This is a genomic window from Massilia timonae CCUG 45783 (assembly GCF_000315425.1).
Lineage (GTDB): Bacteria > Pseudomonadota > Gammaproteobacteria > Burkholderiales > Burkholderiaceae_D > Telluria > Telluria timonae.
In genome coordinates, this window is record NZ_JH992924.1 from 351,407 (window position 1) to 372,128 (window position 20,722).

General features: G+C 65.3%; 19 protein-coding genes. 5 read left to right on the forward strand and 14 right to left on the reverse strand.

The features are described 5' to 3' along the window. Positions 1-52 precede the first annotated feature (52 nt). Positions 53-616: a PAS domain-containing protein gene (locus tag HMPREF9710_RS28420; RefSeq protein ID WP_040776961.1), complete on the forward strand. Its 564-nt coding sequence runs from the start codon at positions 53-55 to the stop codon at positions 614-616. Positions 617-756: 140 nt separating this feature from the next. On the opposite strand, the gene HMPREF9710_RS16745 is transcribed toward HMPREF9710_RS28420, so the two are convergent. The 8 genes from HMPREF9710_RS16745 to HMPREF9710_RS16780 form a co-directional block, all read right to left on the reverse strand. After that, complete coding sequence (locus tag HMPREF9710_RS16745; RefSeq protein ID WP_005668278.1) at positions 757-2,127, reverse strand: hypothetical protein; 1,371 nt, start codon at positions 2,125-2,127, stop codon at positions 757-759. Between the two features lie 95 nt (positions 2,128-2,222). Continuing rightward, a complete protein-coding gene (locus tag HMPREF9710_RS16750) occupies positions 2,223-4,310 on the reverse strand; it encodes a glycoside hydrolase family 36 protein (protein WP_005668279.1) in 2,088 nt (695 codons plus the stop codon). 54 nt (positions 4,311-4,364) lie between these two features. Beyond that, complete coding sequence (locus tag HMPREF9710_RS16755; RefSeq protein WP_040776964.1) at positions 4,365-5,144, reverse strand: DeoR/GlpR family DNA-binding transcription regulator; 780 nt, start codon at positions 5,142-5,144, stop codon at positions 4,365-4,367. A gap of 220 nt (positions 5,145-5,364) precedes the next feature. Then, complete coding sequence (locus tag HMPREF9710_RS16760; protein WP_005668282.1) at positions 5,365-6,429, reverse strand: amidohydrolase family protein; 1,065 nt, start codon at positions 6,427-6,429, stop codon at positions 5,365-5,367. A gap of 12 nt (positions 6,430-6,441) precedes the next feature. Beyond that, a complete protein-coding gene (locus HMPREF9710_RS16765) occupies positions 6,442-7,410 on the reverse strand; it encodes a BadF/BadG/BcrA/BcrD ATPase family protein (RefSeq protein WP_005668284.1) in 969 nt (322 codons plus the stop codon). Next, the gene (locus tag HMPREF9710_RS16770; protein ID WP_005668285.1) at positions 7,394-8,611 is read right to left on the reverse strand and encodes an SIS domain-containing protein; all 1,218 of its coding nucleotides are present in this window, start codon (positions 8,609-8,611) and stop codon (positions 7,394-7,396) included. Before HMPREF9710_RS16770 ends, HMPREF9710_RS16765 begins: the two co-directional genes overlap by 17 nt. A gap of 2 nt (positions 8,612-8,613) precedes the next feature. Then, positions 8,614-9,903: a D-tagatose-bisphosphate aldolase, class II, non-catalytic subunit gene (locus tag HMPREF9710_RS16775; protein WP_005668287.1), complete on the reverse strand. Its 1,290-nt coding sequence runs from the start codon at positions 9,901-9,903 to the stop codon at positions 8,614-8,616. Positions 9,904-9,929: 26 nt separating this feature from the next. Further along, positions 9,930-10,811 carry a DMT family transporter gene (locus tag HMPREF9710_RS16780; protein ID WP_005668289.1) on the reverse strand — a complete coding sequence of 294 codons (882 nt, stop codon included), beginning with the start codon at positions 10,809-10,811 and terminating at the stop codon, positions 9,930-9,932. Between the two features lie 432 nt (positions 10,812-11,243). Here HMPREF9710_RS16780 and HMPREF9710_RS16785 point away from each other — a divergent pair, with 432 nt between their 5' ends. Together HMPREF9710_RS16785 and HMPREF9710_RS16795 are read left to right on the forward strand one after the other, a co-directional pair. Beyond that, positions 11,244-11,858: an RNA-guided endonuclease InsQ/TnpB family protein gene (locus HMPREF9710_RS16785; RefSeq protein WP_005668290.1), complete on the forward strand. Its 615-nt coding sequence runs from the start codon at positions 11,244-11,246 to the stop codon at positions 11,856-11,858. Positions 11,859-11,886: 28 nt separating this feature from the next. After that, a protein-coding gene (locus HMPREF9710_RS16795) for an IS3 family transposase (protein WP_229409725.1) occupies positions 11,887-13,136 on the forward strand; the annotation gives its coding sequence in 2 pieces (ribosomal slippage) (positions 11,887-12,172 and positions 12,172-13,136; 1,251 coding nt in all). A 36-nt stretch (positions 13,137-13,172) separates the two neighbouring features. Here HMPREF9710_RS16795 and HMPREF9710_RS29025 read toward each other — a convergent pair. From HMPREF9710_RS29025 to HMPREF9710_RS16820, 6 genes are read right to left on the reverse strand one after another with little or no spacing between them, the layout of a single operon-like run. Beyond that, positions 13,173-13,286 carry a hypothetical protein gene (locus tag HMPREF9710_RS29025; RefSeq protein ID WP_503826223.1) on the reverse strand — a complete coding sequence of 38 codons (114 nt, stop codon included), beginning with the start codon at positions 13,284-13,286 and terminating at the stop codon, positions 13,173-13,175. A gap of 60 nt (positions 13,287-13,346) precedes the next feature. Next, positions 13,347-13,721, reverse strand: a complete 375-nt coding sequence (locus HMPREF9710_RS16800; RefSeq protein ID WP_005668292.1) for a hypothetical protein — start codon at positions 13,719-13,721, stop codon at positions 13,347-13,349. 60 nt (positions 13,722-13,781) lie between these two features. Beyond that, a complete protein-coding gene (locus tag HMPREF9710_RS16805; protein WP_005668293.1) occupies positions 13,782-16,880 on the reverse strand; it encodes an efflux RND transporter permease subunit in 3,099 nt (1,032 codons plus the stop codon). 6 nt (positions 16,881-16,886) lie between these two features. Next, complete coding sequence (locus HMPREF9710_RS16810) at positions 16,887-18,002, reverse strand: efflux RND transporter periplasmic adaptor subunit (RefSeq protein WP_005668294.1); 1,116 nt, start codon at positions 18,000-18,002, stop codon at positions 16,887-16,889. A 1-nt stretch (position 18,003) separates the two neighbouring features. Further along, positions 18,004-18,561: a hypothetical protein gene (locus tag HMPREF9710_RS16815; protein WP_005668296.1), complete on the reverse strand. Its 558-nt coding sequence runs from the start codon at positions 18,559-18,561 to the stop codon at positions 18,004-18,006. Then, positions 18,558-19,784, reverse strand: a complete 1,227-nt coding sequence (locus HMPREF9710_RS16820) for a TolC family protein (RefSeq protein WP_005668297.1) — start codon at positions 19,782-19,784, stop codon at positions 18,558-18,560. The genes HMPREF9710_RS16815 and HMPREF9710_RS16820 overlap by 4 nt, the downstream gene beginning before the upstream one ends. A 259-nt stretch (positions 19,785-20,043) precedes the next feature. Between HMPREF9710_RS16820 and HMPREF9710_RS16825 the strand changes: the two genes are divergently transcribed. Together HMPREF9710_RS16825 and HMPREF9710_RS16830 are read left to right on the forward strand one after the other, a co-directional pair. Then, a complete protein-coding gene (locus tag HMPREF9710_RS16825) occupies positions 20,044-20,223 on the forward strand; it encodes a hypothetical protein (protein ID WP_005668299.1) in 180 nt (59 codons plus the stop codon). Positions 20,224-20,427: 204 nt separating this feature from the next. Then, the gene (locus HMPREF9710_RS16830; RefSeq protein WP_157225633.1) at positions 20,428-20,697 is read left to right on the forward strand and encodes a Chromate resistance protein ChrB; all 270 of its coding nucleotides are present in this window, start codon (positions 20,428-20,430) and stop codon (positions 20,695-20,697) included. Positions 20,698-20,722 lie beyond the last annotated feature (25 nt).

A 20,722-nucleotide genomic window follows, 5' to 3' on the forward strand; every position in this document is an offset into this window, starting at 1 on the left:
TTTGTTCGCACCTCCGTTTTTCTGTTATTAGTCATATACAACCAACTTAGCGATGCCGGCACCCGACTTCAGAGTCTTGTTCGACGCAACACCGTCTCCCTATCTGGTACTTGACCCTGATTTGCGTATCGTGTCGGTCAATCAAGCCTATTTGCAGGCGACCAGCACGGTATACGACCAGATCATCGGCCGGGAGATTTTCAACGTCTTCCCGGAAAATCCCGACGACCCGGCAGCCAGCGGCGTCCCGAACCTGCGTGCTTCACTCCATCGCGTCCTGCAGACGCAATGCGCCGACACGATGGCCATCCAGAAATATGACATCCAGGTCAACAGTCCGGAAGGCGTTCGTTTCGAGGAGCGCTACTGGGTGGTGTGCGATGCCATGGTCGCGCCTCCTTATCTGCTCCAGATTCGTAGGCGTTCGATCGCGATCACTCACGATATGTTCCGACTGTGCTCTGAAAGGGGCGGTAGGGACGCATCTGTCAGCGCCATCCAAGCGCCGGCGCCACATGCTCGAGCAACGACGACGGCAGGCGAACGTTGCAGTCCTCGCCGAGCTGATTCGACGCGGTCAGCAGCAGCGTATCCGCTTCGGCAATGGGCCTCATAGTCGATGCCCTTACTTTACCCAACAACGCATCGCTGCTCGCCCGCGAGGAATGCGCCAGCCGCGCTCAGGCGAATCCGGGCGCTTGATCCAATCAGCGATGCCCTTCCGGCGCAGCCCTGAACCGCCGCGACCTGTTCGCACTATCTCAGCGCTGTTCTGATTCCCCGCGCCGCCCATTCCAGGGTCGCCCTCAGCAGCGCATTGCCCATCGCCCATGGCCGCTGCCGGTCCAGCCCGCGCCGCCCCATCCGCTGCGGCAGGAAAAACCGCCCGAACGCCGACAACCCACTCCCACGCATGACCCAGAAACACCCGCCAGCATACGTCGTATCGAACCCATCCTCCGCCCGCAGCAGATACAGCGCCGTCCCCGAACACATCGCCACGTCGGCCTGCGCATCGCGCGCCAGCAGGCGCAGGCCGCGAAGATAAGACAACTCGAGCGTCTGGCGCAGATCGGGCAACGCGAGCACCAGCGGGCGCAGCAAACGCAAACGCTCCAGCAGGCGCGGCAAGCCGTGCAACCGCTCCCCCGCCCGCTCGCGATACCTGAGGAACGCCTCTTTCAACTCCGCCACCGTCGCCTGGGCCGGACGCGGCAGCGGCTCGGGCCGGTCGCGCCAGCAGCGCATCCAGTGCGCCAGCGCCTGTTCGTGCTGGGCCGCCAGGCTGGCCGGGCTGTCGAACTCGAGGTCGAAGCGCGCACCCGGCTGCAAAAAGCGGATGAGGCCGCGCTGCGCTTCCAGCCGCGACGCCTCCAGCACGCCCAGCGGTGTGCGGCGGCCGTGATTGAGCCAGGCATTGTCGACCCGGCTGAAGCGGGCAAAGGACGCGACCGGCACGATCAGCCGCGGCTTGAAGGTTTCGGCCTGCAGGGCCAGGCGCTCGATGCCCCGCTCGGCCGCCGCTTCGCGCTGGACAAAGTTGTCGGGGTTGCCGCACCAGGCCATGTCGGCGAAGCCCGTCAACAATACATCGACGCGGACGTTGGCCCTGCGCAGTCGCTCGGCGGCGGCGTGGCAGGCGGCGCGGGTGGCGAGCGCGCGCTCGCCCAGGTGCAGCAGCGTGCGCCGGCCGCACCGGATCAGGCACCAGGAGTCGCCCTCGCCGTTCGCGAACGCCGTCAGGCGCAGGTCGCGCGCCAGGGTCCGCGCCTGCCCCTCGGGGCACTCGGCCATGGCAAAGCGGTTGCGCCGCAGTTCGGCGTGCAGGCGCCAGTCGCGGCCCTGGCGATACAGGAAGGTGGCGATGCCGCGAAACTCGGCGCGAAAGCGGCGCAGGAAAGGCCCCGACAGGCGGTCGGGCTGGGCGCGCGAACACCAGACAAACACCGGCAAGCCGCTCGCATTCAGCTCGGCGATCAGCCCGGCGGTATGGGTGGAACGGTCGAGCAGGCTCCATGCATCGTTCAGCACCGTGCCGTCCAGCCAGGGGTCGGCCAGCAGCAGCGCATGGTCGGTGCGCAGCAGGAAACCGGCGTGGTTCAGGAAGGTGAAGGTCGGGCTCGGCATAGCGGCATGGCGGGGGTAGGCTCGGCTTCAGCCTATCGCCACGTCGCGCGCCATCCATGAGGCACCGCAATCGTGTTGCGGTGCCTTTCCACGCCTTATACCGGGATTGCCTCGAGCAAGAGCGCCCGTTCAAATCCAATCGTGAGCTTGTTGCTGGCCGCGCTCACTTCGCCCAGGTCGCGGTCTTCGACGTAATCGCGCACGCGGTAGCGACCGTTTCCGAGCCCGCGCAATTCGACCTGGCCCGACCACGCCTTCGCATAAAAGGCATAGTACAGACGGCCATCTTTCTCGACCGCATGGGTTTCCGGCTTGTCGAAACCGATGTCGTACAGTTCCCCGCGATACTGGCCCTTGGGCAGCATCTTGTCCTTGTAGATGCCGATCCACTTGCGCCACTTCGCTTCCTTGACCGCCGTCAGCAGGTAGCTGTCCTTCGGCTTCGGATCTTCGGGCCAGGTGAACTTGGTCGAGACCACCGCGCCGATGCCCACGGTCGACGCGAAATCGTCGCCACCGTCGCTGAGCTCGACGTGGTCGCCCGCGTAGGCCGCGCTCGGCCCCATCAGGGCTTTCAGGGTCTTGCCCTTGTGCCGCACCTGCCACGAGGACAGCGGGTCGGACGACGGCGCCTGGTTCGTATACGGCAGCGTATGGAAGGCGTACGAGGTGCCACAGGGGCAGAACTCGACCACGGCCTGGGGATTGATCTCGCGCGCGGTGTCGTACACCATTTTCCAGAAGTCCTGCAGTTTTTCGAAGGATTCTTCCGGACGCGCATGCTTGTGCGCCGGGTTGTGGCATGGCGCCACGCCGTTCAGGTGCTGGCCGTCGAGCTTCAGGCCCTCGTAGCCCCACTCGCCGATGATCTTGCGCACCAGCGCGCGGGTCTGCTCGATCACCGGTCCGTAGGCCGGGCACAGGGTCAGGGCATTCCACCAGGTGACGAATTGCGGCGCGCCGTTCTCGTCCAGCAGCAGCTGGTCGGTGTGCTGGTGCAGCAGGTCCGTGCCCGGATCGGCCGCCAGCGGCGCCAGCCACAGGCGCGCCTTCAGGCCGGCGCCGTGGATGTCGTCCACCAGCTTCTTCATGTCCTCGTCGCCGCGCGCGAACTTCTTGCGGTCGATCTTCCAGTCGCCTTCATTGGTTTGCCAGCCATCGTCCAGCACCGCCCATTCCAGGCCCAGCTCCCTGGCCTTGGCCAGGGTGCCGGTCATCAGGGGGATCGTGAAATCGCGCTCATAGCCCCAGGCGCACCAGATCGGCTCGTACGATTCCTCGCCCGCCTGCGGCGCCGCCAGGCCGCGCTCGGCCATCAGCAGGCGGTAGCGGTCCAGGGCGGCGAAGTAGTCGCCGGTGTGCACGGTGACGAAGGTGTCCAGGGTCGCCAGCTCCTGGCCCGGCTGCAGCACGACGGCTTGATCGAATTCGATCGCCAGCGCGGCGCCGGCCTTCACCTGCCGCACCGGCAGCGCCACCAGGCGCGGCACGGTGTCGAGATGGCCCACGGCGATGCCGTGCTCGGGCTGCCAGACGTCGGCCACCGGCGTGCCGCCGCCATAGTCGGACGAATTCATGCCCATGAAGTTGCGCTGTTCGAAGCCGTCCTTGAGCGGCTGCACCCAGTCGCGCCGGTCGGCGTGCGACGAACCGGAGAAGGTCCAGAAGCCGCGGCCAGGTGCGCGCCTGGCCGGCAGCAGCGTGTAGCCGCTGTTCGACCAGGCCTCCACCGGCAGCGCCGCCTGGCCGTTGTTGCGATAGCTCACGCGCAGCAGGGCCAGGCCCGGATGGCGTTCGTAGAAGGTGACCGTCACGGTCTTTTCGACGCCGTCCTTCGACACGCCTTTCAGGCGATGGCGCACGCCCGCGCCGTGCGGGCCGTCGACGCGGTCGACCGCCTGCTCGCCGAGGGCGAAGCCGTCGATCCAGCGCCCGCCCGTCACGCGCAGCCGTTCGCTGGCGTGAAAGCCCGTGACCGCGACCGTCGCGCCGCCCTGGCGCGCCAGCAGGCGGGTGCGCATCTGGCCGTCGAATTCGAGTCCCAGGGCGGCGTCGCCGATGCGCGCCACGTTTTTAGCCTCGGGCGCGGCCACGGCCACGCCGGCGCCCATGCCGCTTGCCACGGCCGATCCGGCCAGCCACTGCAACAGGGTGCGGCGCCGCTCGCTATGCACTTCGGTCATCTTGTCTCCTTGCTTGGTAGGACTACACAGCCGGCGCCGGCCGGCCGCGCCGCCCTACACCAGCACCACTTGCGCGCCGCGCGAGCGCAGCGCTTCGACCATCTCCGCCGGCACGCCGGCATCGGTGATGATCTGGTCGATCTGTTCGATCGTCGCGATCATGGACAGGCTGCGCCGTCCGATCTTCGACGAGTCGCCCACCGCCACCACGCGGCGCGCGATGCCCAGCATGCGCGCATTCAGGCGCGCTTCGAGCAGGTGCGGCGTCATCACGCCGATCTCCGGATCCAGGCCGTCGAAGCCCAGGAACAGGATGTCGGCATGCAGGCCTTCCAGCCCCTGCTCGGCCTGCGGGCCGCCCAGCGAATACGAGCTGGGACGCAGCACGCCGCCGAGCATGATCAGGGTCACGTGCGGCGCGCCGGCCAGCAGCACGGCGATGTTGAGCGCATTGGTGATCACGTTCACCGACTGCAGCTTCAGGCCGCGGATCTGCTTGGCGATTTCGGCGGTCGTCGTGCCCGAGTCGAGCACGATGGTCTGCCCTTCCCCGATCAGCTTGACCGCTTCTTCCGCGATGCGGACCTTCTCCGCGCGGTGCAGCGACTGCTTGACGCCGATCGGCAAGTCCTCGTCGGCGCGCTGGGCCAGCGCCCCGCCGCGGGTGCGCACCACCGCGCCGATCTCGGCCAGCACGTTCAGATCGGCGCGCACCGTCACCAGCGAGATGCCGAACATCTCGGACAGCTCGGCCACCGTCACCCGCCCGCGCTCGGCCACCATTTCGCGGATCTTGCGGCGCCGTTCCGCCACCAGCAGATCCTGGTCGGGCACCGTTTCCGCAGGCTTGCCACCGTTACCGTTCGAAACTTTCGTTTCTAAATTTTTTTCTCGCTTCATTCCTTGTCCATCCGCGCCGGTTCGCCGTCGCGGCTCCGTGTGTAGGCGTGTATCCGTGTCATTAACGGTTTGATGATACAGGATGAAAATGCAAGAAACGAAAGTTCAGACTATTTTTTGCTCCCCTTCTCGCTTACGTATGAAGCCAGCATGATCATGCCTTCCAGGCGCCCCGGAACACGCGCTCGGCGTTCAGGCGGAACAGCTTGTCGGCCACCACCTTCGGCAGCGCCAGGCCGCGCACCACGCCGTCCAGATCCGGCGTGGTGAGTTCGTCGTCGGTATTGAAGTAGCGCCAGTCGCGCCGCCACACGCCGTCCAGGTCGGCCACGAAGTCGGCCTGACTCTGCGCCGTCGACTGGGCCAGGTCGGAGCCATACATCAGGCGATCCTGGTAATCGATGAAGAACCGGCGCACCCGCTCGCGGTCGCGCTGCGACTGGTGCTGGATCTGGCCGATGCGCGCCGCGATATCCACATTGGCCGTCGGATTGCGGTCCAGGAAGCGCGCCAGCTCGTCCACGTTCCACTCCAGCGAGGCCATGTGCACGCCGACGAAGCGCAGGCGCGGATGGCTGGCCAGCAGGCGGTCGCGCGCGCCCATCTGGTCTGCGTAGCTCGGCATCTTCGGCTGCCGGTACATGTGGTACTGCGGATGGTTCCTGAAGTATTCGCGGTCGTTCTTCGTCGTCATCTTCTCGAGCGGCAGCCAGCAGTTGTGCGGCTCGCCCTGGTGCCCGACCAGCAGCACGTCGCGCGCTTCGAACGCGTCGAACAGCGGCTTGATGCGGGCGTCGTCGACCATCACCAGCCGGCCCTGCGCATCGCGCTCCGACATGCCGATGTTCTTCCAGACCTTGACGCCCACCGCGCCATCCTGCAGCGCCGCATCCAGCCGGTGCAGGGTCGCCGGGATCCAGGCCGGCTGCAGCAGGTTGTCGGCGCTGAAGCTGGCGATCCAGCCCACGGTGGCCGGATGCTCGCGGTGCAGCTTGCTGGCCACGCGCTGCTGCTGCTCCAGCGCCGGGAACACCGGATAGTCGACGTTGATCGTCAGCGCGCGGAAATTGGCCTTGCGCGCCAGTTCCAGGAACGGCCCCTGCTCCAGGCCGTGCAGGTGCAGGTGGGCGTCGATCTTGGGCACGCTCTCGTAATCCTGCATGGTGTAGCTGTCGGCAGCCAGCGCGGCGAGGATGGTGCAAAGAAGGCGGACGCGCATATATGCTCCTGTCTATCGGGTCTGGGATGCGAGGCGATCCAGCGCGGCCTCGCTCAATGGCTGCCCGGCGCTGCGGGCGGCGTACAAGGCGGCGCCGAGCACCGGCGCCAGCCGCGGCGCCTGCAGGCGGTAGGGCCTGGCGCAGGCGGCCAGCGCCTGCTCGAATGGCGCGCGCAGCAGTCCGCCGTCGCCGAACAGCCCGCCCGTATAGGACACCGGCAGCGGCAGGTCGGCAGCGACGTCGAGCCGGTCGCGCACCGCGTCGACCATCGCGGCCAGTTCGCGCGCGGCGTCGACGAAGATGGCGCGCGCCTGTTCGTCGCCCTGGACCGCCGCCTCGGACGCCAGGCGCGCCAGCTGGGCGATGCGGCTGCGGTCGGCGCCGAGCTCGCCGTACACCACGGCGCACAGGTCGAGGTCGTCCTCCAGCGCCAGCCGCTCGCGCACCAGGCCGTACAGGCCTCCCTTGGGCGCGCGGCCGTCGCTCATGCGCGAGAACAGGGTCAGGCCGGCGCGCGCGATCCAGTGGGCCGAACCCTCGTCGCTGAACAGCTCTCCCCAGCCGCCGGCGCGCGCCTGGCGGCCGGCGACTTCGCCATAGGCCATCGAGCCGGTGCCGGCGATCACGCTGATGCCGTCCATGCAGGCCAACGAACCGGCCCAGCTGCACACCATGTCGTTGCCGCACAGCGTGCGTTCAGGGCCAAGGATGGCGCCGGCCGCCGCATCCAGCTCGCGCTGGGCCGCGCGGTCCTCGCCATAGGCCGGCAGGCCAAAGAAAGCGTAGTCGACCGCGCCGCCATCGACGCCGGCCGTTGCCAGTAGCGCCTGCACGCCGCGCTGCAAGGTCGCGGCCACGGCTGGCATGCCGGCGTCGACGTGGTAGGTGCTGCCTTCTTCGTGGCGCGCCAGCACGCCGCCGTGCGCGTCGATCAGCGCGAACGCGGTCTTGGTGCCGCCGCCGTCAACCCCGAGGAACATGGGCGGCCTCGCTGTCGACGTGGGAAACGAACGAATAGATGGTCACCCCGCGCACCACCCGGTTGACGGTGCCGGACATGCTCGGCGTATCCGGGCGCACGCCCAGCGACAGCGAGCGCAGGAAGGAAAAGGCCTGGCAGAACACGATAAAGGGCAGCGCCAGCTCGAGGTCTTGCGCACCCTCGGCGCCGGTAAAGGTGAACGCATCGTCACCGGGCGCGGCATCCGCCTGGGCGTCCAGGGCCAGCACGCGGCCGGCGCGGCGGTCGCCGCGCAGCTCGCGCAGCAGGTCGAGGTCGTAGCGGCGCGCCTGCGGATCGTTCGACAGCAGCACCACCACCAGGGTCCGGTCGTCGACGATGGTCTTGGGACCGTGGCGGAAGCCCAGCGGCGAATCGTGGATCGCCACCACCTGGCCGTCGGTCAGCTCCAGCAGCTTCAGCGCGGCTTCGCGCGCCAGGGCGCGCAGCTCGTTGCTGCCGAGGTAGACCACGCGCCTGAAGTCCTGCGCCACCAACTGCGCCAGCAGCGCCAGCGCGCGCTCGCCCACCTGCGTTGCCGCCGGCGCCACGCGCGCGGCGGCGCCCGGCGCCAGCAGCCGGAAGGCCAGCGCCGCGGCCAGCAGCATCGAGGTGAAGCTGGTCGTCATCGCGAAGCCGCGGTCGTGGGTGGCGTCGGGCAGCAGGATCGCCAGCGCATTGGCGCGGTCCTGGGTCATGCGGTACAGCTGCCCCTCTTCATTGCAGGTGATGACCAGGTGGTAGACGTCATCCACCAGCTGGTCGGCCAGCTGCACCGCCGCCACGCTTTCCGGGCTGCTGCCGGAACGGGCGAACGACACCACCAGGGTCGGCGCGCCGCGCTGGAAATAGCGGTCCGGGCCCGACACCAGGTCGGTGGTCGGCACCGCTTCGGCGCGCCGCCCCTGGCGCAGCAGGCCTGGCGCCAGGCATTCGCCGATGAAGGCCGAGGTGCCGGCGCCGGCCATCACGATGCGCAGCGCCGGGCGCGCCAGCAGCGGCGCCAGGAAGGCGTCGATCTGCGCGCGCTGCGCGGTCACCAGCGCATCGATCTGCGGCCACACGGCCGGCTGCTGCGCGATCTCGCGCGCCGTCACGCCGCCGCCCAGCGCATCGAGGCGGCCCACATCCTGTCCAAATAACTCACTGCCGCCTTGCGCGGCATCCTGTACTGCTTGCATGTTCACTGCTCCCTAGGTTCGGCGCCCGGCTGGCAGGCGCGCATGTACTGGCGCAGCACGCGGGCTACCCCTTCTTTCAATAGCGCGAGCGGCGTGTTGCGCACGCGGCCCTCGCGCACGGCTTCGTAATGGAATGGCAGGTACTGGCTCAGCAAGGTGAGCGGCGCCGGCTGGCGTTCCAGGTTCGCGACCAGGGCCGCCTGCGCGGCCTGGATGCGCGGATGCGGCCAGTAGTAGCGGATCCGGTCGGAGAGGCTGTACTGCTGGTCGAACAGCAGGCTGCCGGCGTCGTGGTAGTACTTGCGCCAGTAATCCGGCTCGGCGCGCATCACGTCCAGCACAACTTCCTTGAAGCCGCGCTCTCCTTGCATTCCCATTTCAGCCTCGATGTCGGCCAGTGCCCACAGCGTTTCGCGCAGCGCGAAGGTCAGGCCGGGGCCGACTTTCAGTATGGCGAAGTGGTCGCGCACCAGCGCCTGCAGCAGGCCGGGCGTCTGGTAGTCGGTCGAGTGGGCCTCGAACACCATGGTCGGCTCGCCCTCGATGAAGCGGCTCAGCGCCTGCGCCTTTTCCGGGCGGTAGTCGATCACCTTGTGGTGGTCGAATTCCACGCCCGGCTGCACCACCAGGCCGATCACGCGCGGCCACGCGGCTTCCAGGCCGGCCGCGTTGAACGCAGCGCGATGCGCGGCAATGGTCAGCGCCGCCGCATCCGGCGTGGTCACGGCCAGCTCGTCCAGCTCTTCGTGGGCGCCGCCCGGCACCGGAACCTCGGTGCCGACGATATACACCGGCGCCTCGCCGCCCGCGCGCTGCCAGGCGCGCTCGGCCACCACCGCCAGGCGCGCGGCGCGTTCGGCCACGACTTCGTCCGGCAGCGGCACCGGATCGCCCGCGCACGACATCGAGCAATCGAGGTGGATCTTGCGGAAACCCGCGGCCACGTACTGGTCGATCAGCACCTCGGACTTGGCCATCGCGTCGGCGGCAGGCTCGCCCTGCCAGCAGTTCGGCCCCAGGTGGTCTCCCCCCAGCAGGATGCGCCCGCGTGGAAAGCCGACCTTGTCGGCGATGCCGAACACGAAGTCGCGGAAGGCGGCGGGCGTCATTCCGGTATAGCCGCCGTCCTGGTTGACCTGGTTCGAGGTCGCCTCGATCAACACTTGCCCGTCACTTTCCAGGCCGGTCTCAAAGGCGGCCTCGATCACCAGCGGGTGCGCCGAACACACTGAATGGATGCCCACGGGCTGGCCCGCGTGATGGCGTTGGACGAGATCGAGAAGCACTTGCATTGTCGTTGACTCCAGAAAGAGGGACTTCAGGCGGCGCTCGGCTCGTCGGGCTGCAACGCCAGGAACAGCGCCGCCGCCAGCGAGAGGCCGATGCCGGCCAGCTTGAAACCGTTGGGCAGCGTCGCCGCCATCGCCACCGAAACGATGGTGGTCAGGAGCGGCGCGCCAGCGTTGACCAGGGGCGACACCACCAGCGCCTTGCCATGCCGGAAGGCGTACACCAGGGTCAGCGCGCCGACCGCATTGAGCACCTGCGTGATCGCGGCCAGCCACGGACCGTCCAGGCCATAGTTGATCGGCTGCGAGAAGTCGGTCATGGCCAGCGCGACCGGAATGAAGGCCAATGCGCTGACGGTCATGTAGAAGAAGATGCTTTCGGCATCCATGATGGCGTTGGCGCGCTTGATGAAGTAGGCCTGCAAGCCCCAGGCCACCAGCACGCCAAGCGCCAGCACGAACCACCAGCCGTAGGCCACGCCGCCCTGTTCCGGCGCGTAGTCGAACAGCGGCAACGCGCACAGCGCCAGCACGATGCCGGTCACGCCCATGGCGCCGGTGCGTTCGCGCAGGAAGGCATACGACAGGGCGATCGTGATCACCGGCGACAGCGAGATCAGGGGGAAGATCAGGTACGTCGGTCCTTCCTTGACCGCGTGGAACAGGATCATCTGTCCACCGGCGCCCAGCAGGCCGATGGCCAGGCCATGAGCGATCGCGGGGCCATCGCGCCGCACGCGCCAGTCGATGCGCGCCAGCGCGAACAGCGCCGGCGGAATCATGGTCAGCGCCCACACCGCATACACCAGGGTCTCGGGAAAGCCGTTCTGCACCGGGCGCCCGGCGAAGGCGCCCCACACGCCCCACAGCAGGGTGGTCACCAGGGCGTAGCCAAGCCAGTGGGTTTTCATCGTCGTCGTCCTCCTCAGGTTTCCTCGTTATAAGCAGATAGTAATGGAAGGCTTTCGAAATATCAAATAACTTTCGAAATCTTTCGATTTAACGAAACAACCGTGTGTTTTTTGCGATGCAGCAGCGTAGGGTTGATAACAGTTAGTACGAAAGCTAGTTGAAGCTCAAACTTATCCACTGCGAGAAAGTTTGGTTCGACGATAGCCAGACGGACCTGAATGCTGGGGAACCCTGGTCGTTATGGAGGAAATAGATGCCCGCTGCGGAAGTGCGATGGTTTGCATCTGCTGAAGATGGGCTGGAAGTCTGGAACTGTGGTTTAGGGTGCGTTATTGGGAACTATCCGGTGCCTCACCAGCTCTGACAAGACCCGGCTGATTGGCTCTAGCCGGGTTCGTCGCCAACGCGGGCCACGACTCTGGGGACCCATCATGTTCCGCGGTCATCGCATTCGCCTCGATCCCAACAACGTGCAGGCCACGTACCTTGCCCGCGCGGCAGGCACCGCCCGATTCTCCTATAACTGGGCACTGACCGAGTGGCAGCGACAGTATGAGGCGTGCAAGACCGATCCAGATTTGCCAAAACCGAACGAGAGAGCGCTAAGGCGCCAGCTCAATGCGATCAAGCGCGTGCAGTACCCCTGGATGCTGGCGGTGACGAAGAATGCGCCGCAAATGGCAATCATGGAGCTGGATCGCGCCTTCACGAACTTCTTCAAGGGAAGAGCACGCTACCCCACCTGTCGGCGTAAAGGGCGTGACGATCGATTTACTTTAACGAACGACCAGTTTCGCATCAAGGAAAAACGCATCTGGATCCCTCGCCTTGGATGGGTCAGGATGTGGGAATCGTTGCGGTTTGCAGGCAGGTGCGTTTCTGCATCGATCTCACGCGTTGCCGATCATTGGTATGCCAGCATCACCGTCGATACCTCAGAGCCTCTCTTGCCTTCAGCTGAAAACCAAGGCGTGGTCGGAGTCGATCTGGGTGTCACCACGCTCGCGACATTTATAGTGGACCCCGAATCTGAGACGGTGGTTTAAGCTGTCGTCCGCGAAAGGATGACAGCGAATGAGTGAAGGTAAAAAACGCAGGGTGCACAGCGCCGAGTTCAAGGCCAAGGTTGGGTTGGAAGCGGTGCGTGGGGTGAAGACGGTGACGGAGATTGCGCAGGAATTCGGCGTGCATCCAGTACTGGTGGGCCAGTGGAAGAAGGAGATCCTGGAGAACGCCGGCGCCCTGTTCGACGTCAAGCGCGGGCCGAAGCCGGTGGACGAAAGCAGCCCGGAGGACAAGCTGTACAGCGAGATCGGCAAGCTGAAGATGCAGGTGGATTGGCTCAAAAAAAAGCTTGGGGAATGAGTCCGGCCGAGCGGGCACGGTGGATCGAGCGCGAGGACAAGATACCGCTGACGATGCAGTGCGAGCTGGCCGGCGTGCCGCGTTCGACCGTGTATCGGCGGCTGGAGGCGGCGGCCCGACAGGAATGCATCGAGGAGGAGGACGGCCAGCTGCGCGCCCTGATCGACGAGGAGTACACCAGCCGCCCGTTCTACGGCAGCCGGCGCATGGCGGTCTTCCTGCGAGGCCGAGAGCACCGCGTCAACCGCAAGCGCGTGCAGCGCCTGATGCGGGAAATGGGCTTGGCGGGCATGGCGCCGGGGCCGTCCACGAGCAAGCCGCACCCGCAGCACAAGGTCTATCCCTATCTGCTGCGCGGGGTGGCGGTCACGCGGCCGAACCAGGTGTGGAGTACGGACCTGACGTACATTCGGCTGGCGCGCGGCTTTGCCTACCTGGTGGCGGTCATCGATTGGTACTCGCGTCGTGTGCTGGCCTGGCGCATCAGCAACAGCATGGACGCGTCGTTCTGCGTGGACTGTCTGGAGGAGGCATTGCGCCACCACGGCAAGCCCGAGGTATTCAACAGCGACCAGGGCTCGCAGTTCACCAGTGACGCCTTTACCAGCGTGCTCAAGCGCGAAGGCGTGGCCATCAGCATGGATGGGCGAGGACGGGCGCTGGACAACATCTTCGTCGAGCGCCTGTGGCGCAACGTGAAGTACGAGGACGTGTACCTGAAGGGCTACGCCAACATGGCCGAGCTGACAGTCGGCCTGGCACAGTACTTCGCGTTTTACAACGCCGAGCGTCCACACCAGGCGCTGGGCTACGAGACGCCAGATCATGTCTACCGTGCCGGTGTTGGAGGAGGTGCGTTGATCGTCGACAAGTTCGGCGACGCGGACCAAGAGCCGGAGAAAAACGGCGGAACGGGGCAGCGCCGGGCAGCTGCTGAAGTGGAAATGGACACAGCTTAAACTAGCCGGCTGAGTGTCTTGACTGATGGGTCCACTTTACATCGGTAGGGCCGCGACGAACCCACCGAAGCGATCACTGCGCTTTGCGGCCTCAGAAACCAGTACGACAACGGCTGCGGTGATCAGGTATTTCGTGATAAGCCATTTCATCGTCTATCCTCTGTTGTGCTGAGTCTTCCGGTGGCCACCGCAGCGGCCACCGGACCGGTATTACTTGACCGAGAAGCGGACGCTGACGGTCTTTTTGTCCGCAAACGTCACGGCCGCAACGGCTTTGCTGCCTGGTTCCAGCTTTGCAGTCCCTTTGGCGACCAGCGTATTGCCGCCACCGGACTCGAGTGGTACTTCGGTCTTTTCCGTACCTTTCAGCACGGTCAGGGTGCCGGTTGCGCCAGTGGTCGGCAGATCCTTGCCATGATCATCAACATAGATCGTGGCGCCGTCGTCTTTGGTCACCAGTTCGAATGCCAGGTCGCCTGCGCTCTGCACGATCCCACCGTGTTTGGGCTTGGCGCCATGCGCGAGTGCGCTACCCGAAAGGATGACGCCAGCTGCGAGGGCTGCTACCGCAAAATACTTCTTCATGTTCAGACTCCAATGAGGTGTGGCGGCTTGGGACGGGCGCCGCCACTTGGCCCGTATCTGTCAATAGCTATCCTTGCCTTCGTCAGCCAGCAGCCGCTCAAGTGGGTGGCGCCCGACCTTCCAGAAGATGAGCGGCGTGAGCAGCGAATCGAGCAGCGTGGAACTGATCAAGCCGCCGAAGATCACGACCGCGACCGGATGCAGGATCTCCTTGCCCGGCGCGTCCGCGGCCAGCAGCAGCGGCGTCAGTGCGAAAGCCGCGACGAGCGCCGTCATCAGGACCGGCGTCAGGCGTTCGATCGAACCGCGCACGATCATCGGCCAGCCGAAGGTCTCGCCCTCGAACTTGCAGAGGTTGATGTAATGGCTCACCTTGAGGATGCCGTTACGGGTTGCGATGCCGGCCAGCGTGATGAAACCGACCATCGACGCGACCGACAGCGACACGCCGGCAATCCACATGGCGACCACGCTGCCGACCAGGGCGAAGGGAATATTCCCCATGATGACGAGTGCCAGCGTCGACGAGCGATAGCGCGAATAGAGCACAAGGAAGATCAGCACGAGCGAGGCCAGCGACAGGCCCACGATCAGCTGCTGCGCCTGTTCCTGGGCCTGGAACTGGCCTTCGACACTGACGAAGTAGCCGCCCGGGAGCTGGCTGGCGGCAACCGTCTTGCGCACGTCGTCGATAATGCGGGACATGTTGGAGCCGTCCGTATTTGCGTAGACGACGATCCGGCGGCGCCCGTTCTCACGGCCGATCTGGTTCGGGCCGTCGCCTTCCTCGACGGTGGCGACACTCGAGAGCGGAATCTGTCCTGCAGGGCTGGTGAGCATCACCCGTGCCAGATCCTGCGGCGAACGGTCGACGTCGGCCAGGCGCACGACCAGGTCAAAACGACGCGGACCGTCGATGACCTGGGTGACGCGCGTACCTTCGGCCAGGGCCTGTAGCGCCTGCAGCACATCGCCCGCCGCCAGGCCGTACTGCGCCGCCTTGCGGTAATCGATCCGCACCTTGATCTGCGGGATCAGCACCTGCCGCTCGACCGACAGGTCGACCAGGCCCGGCACCGCGCGCAAGCGGCCCTGCAGGCCGTCGGCCAGGCCGCGCAGCGTGTCGATGTCGTCGCCATAGATCTTCAGGGCGATCTGGGCGCGCACGCCAGAGAGCAGGTGGTCGAGGCGGTGCGAGATCGGCTGCCCGATCGCGACAGAGGCGGGAATCACGGACAGCTGGTTGCGGATGCTTGCCATGATTTCTTCGCGCGAGCGCTCGGACGGTTTCAGGTCAACATCGATCTCTGCCGAGTGCACACCCTCCGCATGCTCATCCAGTTCGGCACGTCCGGTTCGGCGCCCGACCTTGGTCACTTCCGGCACTTGCGCGATCAGGGTCTCGGCAAGAGAGCCCATCCGGTTCGCTTCCGCCAATGAGGTACCCGGCGTAAAGGTCATTCCCATCACCAGCGAGCCCTCGTTGAAGGCTGGCAGGAACGCGCGCGGGAAGAACGGCACGGATGCCGCTGCCGCCAGCACCGCGATCAAGGCCACCGCCAGCATCATGCGGATGCGCGGAAACGACCAGTTCAACGCGGCGGTATCCCATGCTTTCATGCGGCGCACGATCGGGCTGTCGCCGCGGTGCAGGCGCTTCATCTTCGGCAGCAGGTAGTAGGCCAGTGCCGGGGTCACGGTCATGGACACCAGCATCGACGCCAGGATCGAGGCGATGTAGGCAATGCCCAGCGGCGCGAACAGCCGGCCCTCGATGCCGGGCAAGGCGAACAGCGGCACGAACACGAGCACGACGATCACCGTCGCGTAGACAATGCCCGAACGTACCTCGACCGAGGCATGCCAGATGGTTTCCAGCACCGACTGGCCGGTTTCGCCGCGCTGCTTGAGCCTGCGTACGATGTTCTCGACGTCCACCACGGCATCGTCGACCAGTTCGCCGATTGCAATGGCCAGGCCGCCCAGCGTCATCACGTTGATCGACTGGCCGAGCAGGTGGAAGGCAAGCGCCGTCACTGCCAGCGACAGCGGAATGGCGATCAGCGAGATCACGGTCGTGCGCACGCTCAGCAGGAAGGCGAACAGGACGATCGCGACCAGGATCGCGCCGTCGCGCAGGGCCTCGACCACGTTGCCGATGGAAGCGTCGATGAAATTAGCCTGCCGGAACAGGACTACCGGCTGCGAGATGCCAGCCGGGAGCCCCTGTTTCAGTTCTGCCAGGGCGGTCTCGATATCGCGCGTCAGGCGTACAGTGTCGCCGGCGGGCTGCTTTTGCACGCTGACGATCACCGCCGGCTTGCTGTTCAGGCCGGCGTCGCCGCGCTTGAAGGCAGGTGCGTAGCTCACGCTGGCAACCTGCTCGAGCAGCACAGGCGTGCCATTGCGGTAGGTAATCGCCAGGCCCTTGACGTCGTTCAGGCGGTTGGTGCGGCCCAGGTTGCGGATCAGGTATTCGCGGTTGTTCAGGTCGACGAATCCGCCACTGGTGTTGGACGCAAAGCCGCGCACCGCCGTCGTCACCTGTTCCAAGGAAACATTAAATTGCGCCATGCGCGCCGTATCCGGCTCGACGCGCAACTGGCGAACTTCGCCACCGATCGGAATGACCTGCGACACCCCCGGGATTGAGAGCAAACGCGGCCGCAGTACGAAGTCGGCATACTCGCGCGCCTTCATCGGGTCGGTTTTCGCGACATCGATCGGCAGTGCGATCAGCATGATCTCGCCCATGATCGAAGATACCGGTCCCATCACTGGCGAGATGTTCCCGGGCAGCTGTTCCTTGACCAGCGTGATCCGCTCGGACACGAGCTGCCGGTTGCGGTAGATGTCGGTTTCCCAGTCGAACTCGGCATACACGATGGACAGGCCAACGCCCGACACCGAGCGGACGCGCGTGACGCCGGGCATGCCGTTGAGTGAAGTCTCGATCGGAAAGGACACCAGCTGCTCGACCTCTTCCGGGGCCATGCCGCCGGCTTCGGTCAGCACGGTCACGACTGGCTTGTTCAGGTCGGGGAAGACATCCACCGGGGTACGCCATGCGGTCATGGCACCGTAGGCCATCAGCATCAGCGCCGCCGCCAGAACGAAGAGACGGTTGTGCAGGCTGAAGCGAACTATCGAATTAAACATGGATGGTCACCTGATCTGGTTGATCAGGGAGGTCCCGATGACCACCACCCTGTTATCGGGGCTGAGCCCCTTGGTAACGATGACTGTGCGCGAATCCAGCGGGGTTGTCTCCACGGGCAGGGCAATGAAACGCTGAGCGCCGGACTTGATCCAGACCACCGTCTCGTTGGCCGGGTTGCGGGCTAGGGCCGCGGCCGGGAGGGCAATGCCCTTGACCTTCGTGTCGAGCTTGGCCAGGACCGTCACCGGTTGGCCGACGGCCAGGTCGAGGGTCGCGCTGCGTGCACGGAAATTGATCGGCACGGCGCCGTCGCGCAAGGTGCGGGCGCCGCCCAGCAGCGTCAGCTCGACATCCGGCACGTTTACGAGGGTGGCAGCGCTGATCTTGCGGGCGATTCCCGCGTCGGCCGACAAGGCCTCGATGACCATGCGCTGCGGATCGACGATCTCGAACAGGACGTCGCGCGACTCGACAATCTGCCCGTTGAGTACCGATGCACTGGCAATGATGCCGCTCGCAGGGGCGACGATCGTCTCGACGCCATTAATCGAACCAGCGACCGCGCGTTCCTGGCCAATGGTCGCCGTCAGTTCGGCCTGGGCAGCTTCGATTTCCTTCGCTGGCACCACGCCTTCGAGCGACTTCAGGCGTTCTACCCGCTTTGCCAGCAGGGCTCGGTTGGCTCGCAGCTCCGCCAGCTGGGCTGCCTGATTGCCCCGCTCGATGGCGGCGCCTGTCGGTCGCAGGCGTGCCAGCACCTGCCCTTTGACGACGCGCTGGCCGGCAACAGGCAGACCGTTTGGCCCCGGCGCGATCTGGCCAGCGAAAGGCGCCTGCACCCGCCCCCCGGCGTTCGGATCGATGCTCGCACGGCCATTCAATTGCACGGTGCGGGCAAATTCTCCTTCCTTGACCATCAGCGTGCGCACGCCCATACGGCGCTGCGCCAGTTTTGGAACGTTGACGCTGCCATCGGGCAGGCGCGCCAGTCCGCCGACGGTGGCAGTTGCTTGGCCGTCCAGGTGCTCCCCGTTCGGTCCGTGCGCGCCGGGCGAGGCCAACAGGGAGCTTGCAAATAAGCCGGCGATCAGGCCAGCGATAAGGCGTTGTGTCATTTTCATATTAGATTTCCTTCGCGTGGCGCCGGCGTCGTACAACGAAAATTGCGGCAGCAGCCAAGACAAGCGCTGCGGCCGCGGCCAGCAGCCAGCGGCGGTTGAAACCGTGCTCGTGTCCGTGGTCATCAAGCGCTTCGGTAACCGTCAGCGTGCCTTCGAGCAGATCGCTTTCCTCGCCTGCGACCAGGGTGAATAGCAGCGCATGGGTGCCCGGCTTGGAGATTGCGGCAAGAAACTTCGGATCGTCGACTGCATAGTCACCGAGGTCGGCGTGGAATTTGGCTTTTGCCTTGAGGTCCTTGTACTGGACCTCAAGGACGCCGCCCAGTACCGGCTCGTTCGTTTCGTAGCGGTCGATCATGATCGACAGCTCGCCGCCAGAAAGATGGCCGAGCAGCTCGAAAGCTTCGGTGAAGGTCTCGATGCGGGGGACGATTGATGCGGTGCCAGTGGCAGCCGCCTGGCCATCGAGGTGTTCGCCATTGGGCCCGTGGGCGCCAGGGCTTGCGAATGCCGACGACATGACGAGCATGGCGGCAAACAACAGGTGCAGGTATTTCATGGAAGGATTCCTAAGGCTTGATTGAGTTGGGCATGGGCGAGCCCGAGCGCGACTTTTTGCTGGGCGACGGCGACATCGGCTTCGTGGGTGAGCGCCCGTGAACGGAGCAGGTCGGCAAGACCTTTTTCACCCTGGCGAAACGCCTTTTCGAACAGCGCAGTGTGTTCGTGCAGGGCGGTTGCGCGTGCGGTGGCGGTCTCCAGGGCAGCACGTGCATTCGCAAGCCGTTCTTTCGCGATCTCGATGTCGGCCTCAGCATTGGCCTGGACCTCGGCCGCCTCCGCAGCAGCCGTTGCGATCACGGTTTGCGCCTGGGCTTCAACGCTACGATTGCGTGCGGCAGTGCCGATCGGGATCTGCAGGGCTACGCCGATGCTGTTGACAGGCTTTTGCAGCAGCCTCTCGTCCTCGCGGCGAACCGACAAGGCAATGGTCGGCGGCGCTGAGCGGGAAGCCGCGGCCAGGCGTAGCGCCGCCTGTGCACGTTGTTCGGACGCCTGCGCGGCTGCCAGGCGTGGATTGGCAAGGGCCTTGCCTTCAGCGAGCGCTTCGGGTTCGAGCGGAGGCAAGTCGGACTGGCCGGTCAGGACGCGGTAGCGTGCGAGCGCTTCGAGGGTCGCAGTGCGGGCATCCGTGACGGCGATCCGGGCCGCCAGGACTTCCTGTTCGGCGAGCAGCCCGTCGCTGCGTGCCAGGTCGCCGGCCTTGACGCGTTGCTGCACCTCGTCACGGAGCCCCTCAAGATGTTCCAGGTGGTCCTGCTTCTCCTCGAGCCGGACTTGGGCGGCCGCCGCTTCCCACATGCGGTTGCGCACTACGCCGGCAACAGCGAGGCGGGTGGCGCCGATGTGAGCGGCGACTTCTTCAGTGCTGCGCGCGGCCAGCGCTTCGCGGGCGCTCTTCTGGCCCGGCAGGAAGAATGAGGACGAGACCGATATCTCGGATTCTCGCTGGTCGCGCTCGGACGAACCCTGGTCTGCGCGCTGGGACAAGCCGAAGGTCGGGTTGGAGGCGAGCCAGGAGCGTGCGTTGTCGCGCGCAGCATGCGCTTCGTCCTGGCGCGCTTCGATCGTGCGGGCGGCGGGTGCTCGCTGCCATGCACTCTCTACGGCTTGCTTCAATGTGGTGCCGATTACAGTCGGCGGAGGCGGTGCTGCGATGGCCTGACATGGCAGGACCAGGGCGGCACCAATAAGGTAAAGGGACAGGCGGCAGGTGCGCATGTGTTCTCCATCGGGTGATATTCAGAATCACCGAGGGCGAGCACGTCAGCGCAGCTTGCGTTGCGCCTGCATCTTTCGATTATGCGTGCAGCGTTCCCCCGGCAGTGTGGCCGAGGGAGAAAGCTGGGGGTCTGTGTGGTCCGTCGAGGAACGGTTCAGGAACTGCCTGGGCAACATATGGCCCCAGTTCGGACACTGGCTGTTCTGGAGGGAGTACCAGGCGCGGGAGACCGAAGCCTACCGGTTGTGAAGGCGAGGAATGTTCCTGCGCGTGATCGAGGGATTCATCCGAGTCGTCATAGTGAACGGAGCCGTCGTCCTCATGATGGTGGTGATGGATGCCCTCATCGTGCTCCAGCTCGTGGACGAGCGAGACCGCGTCCGCGACAGGCGGCAGGCTGCCTTGCATGGCGAAACCATACAGGGGCAAGCACAATAGCAGGAGGATGTGAACAATCCGACGCAAGGGAATCACCAGGTAAATTTCGCGAAATTATAACAGCCTGTCTGCCGCCATTGGTTCCTATCCAAAATGTTCGGGAAGTTAAGGAACTATTTTGTCGCTGTCGTATCAATAATTGTAATTGCAATTACTAAATGATAAGCTAGCAGGATGACAAGCCCCCCAGAATGGCAGTTACTCGTGCTGACCCTGCCGAGTAACAATGCGACCGCTCGTATCCGGATATGGCGCGCCCTCAAGGCGCTTGGTTGTGTGCCGCTACGAGACGGCGCTTATCTGTTGCCGCATACCGTCCAGCTGGAACATCAGTTGCGAACGTTAGCCGACGAGTGTCTTCGGGAAAGCGGTAGCGCGTGGCTTCTGGTCGTTCAGCCTCAATCGGAAGTCGACAGCGCCGCCTACCGTTCGCTCTTCGACCGCAGCGCCGACTACTGTCAGCAGCGGTTGTAAACTGATACAGGCAGCGATTGAAAAC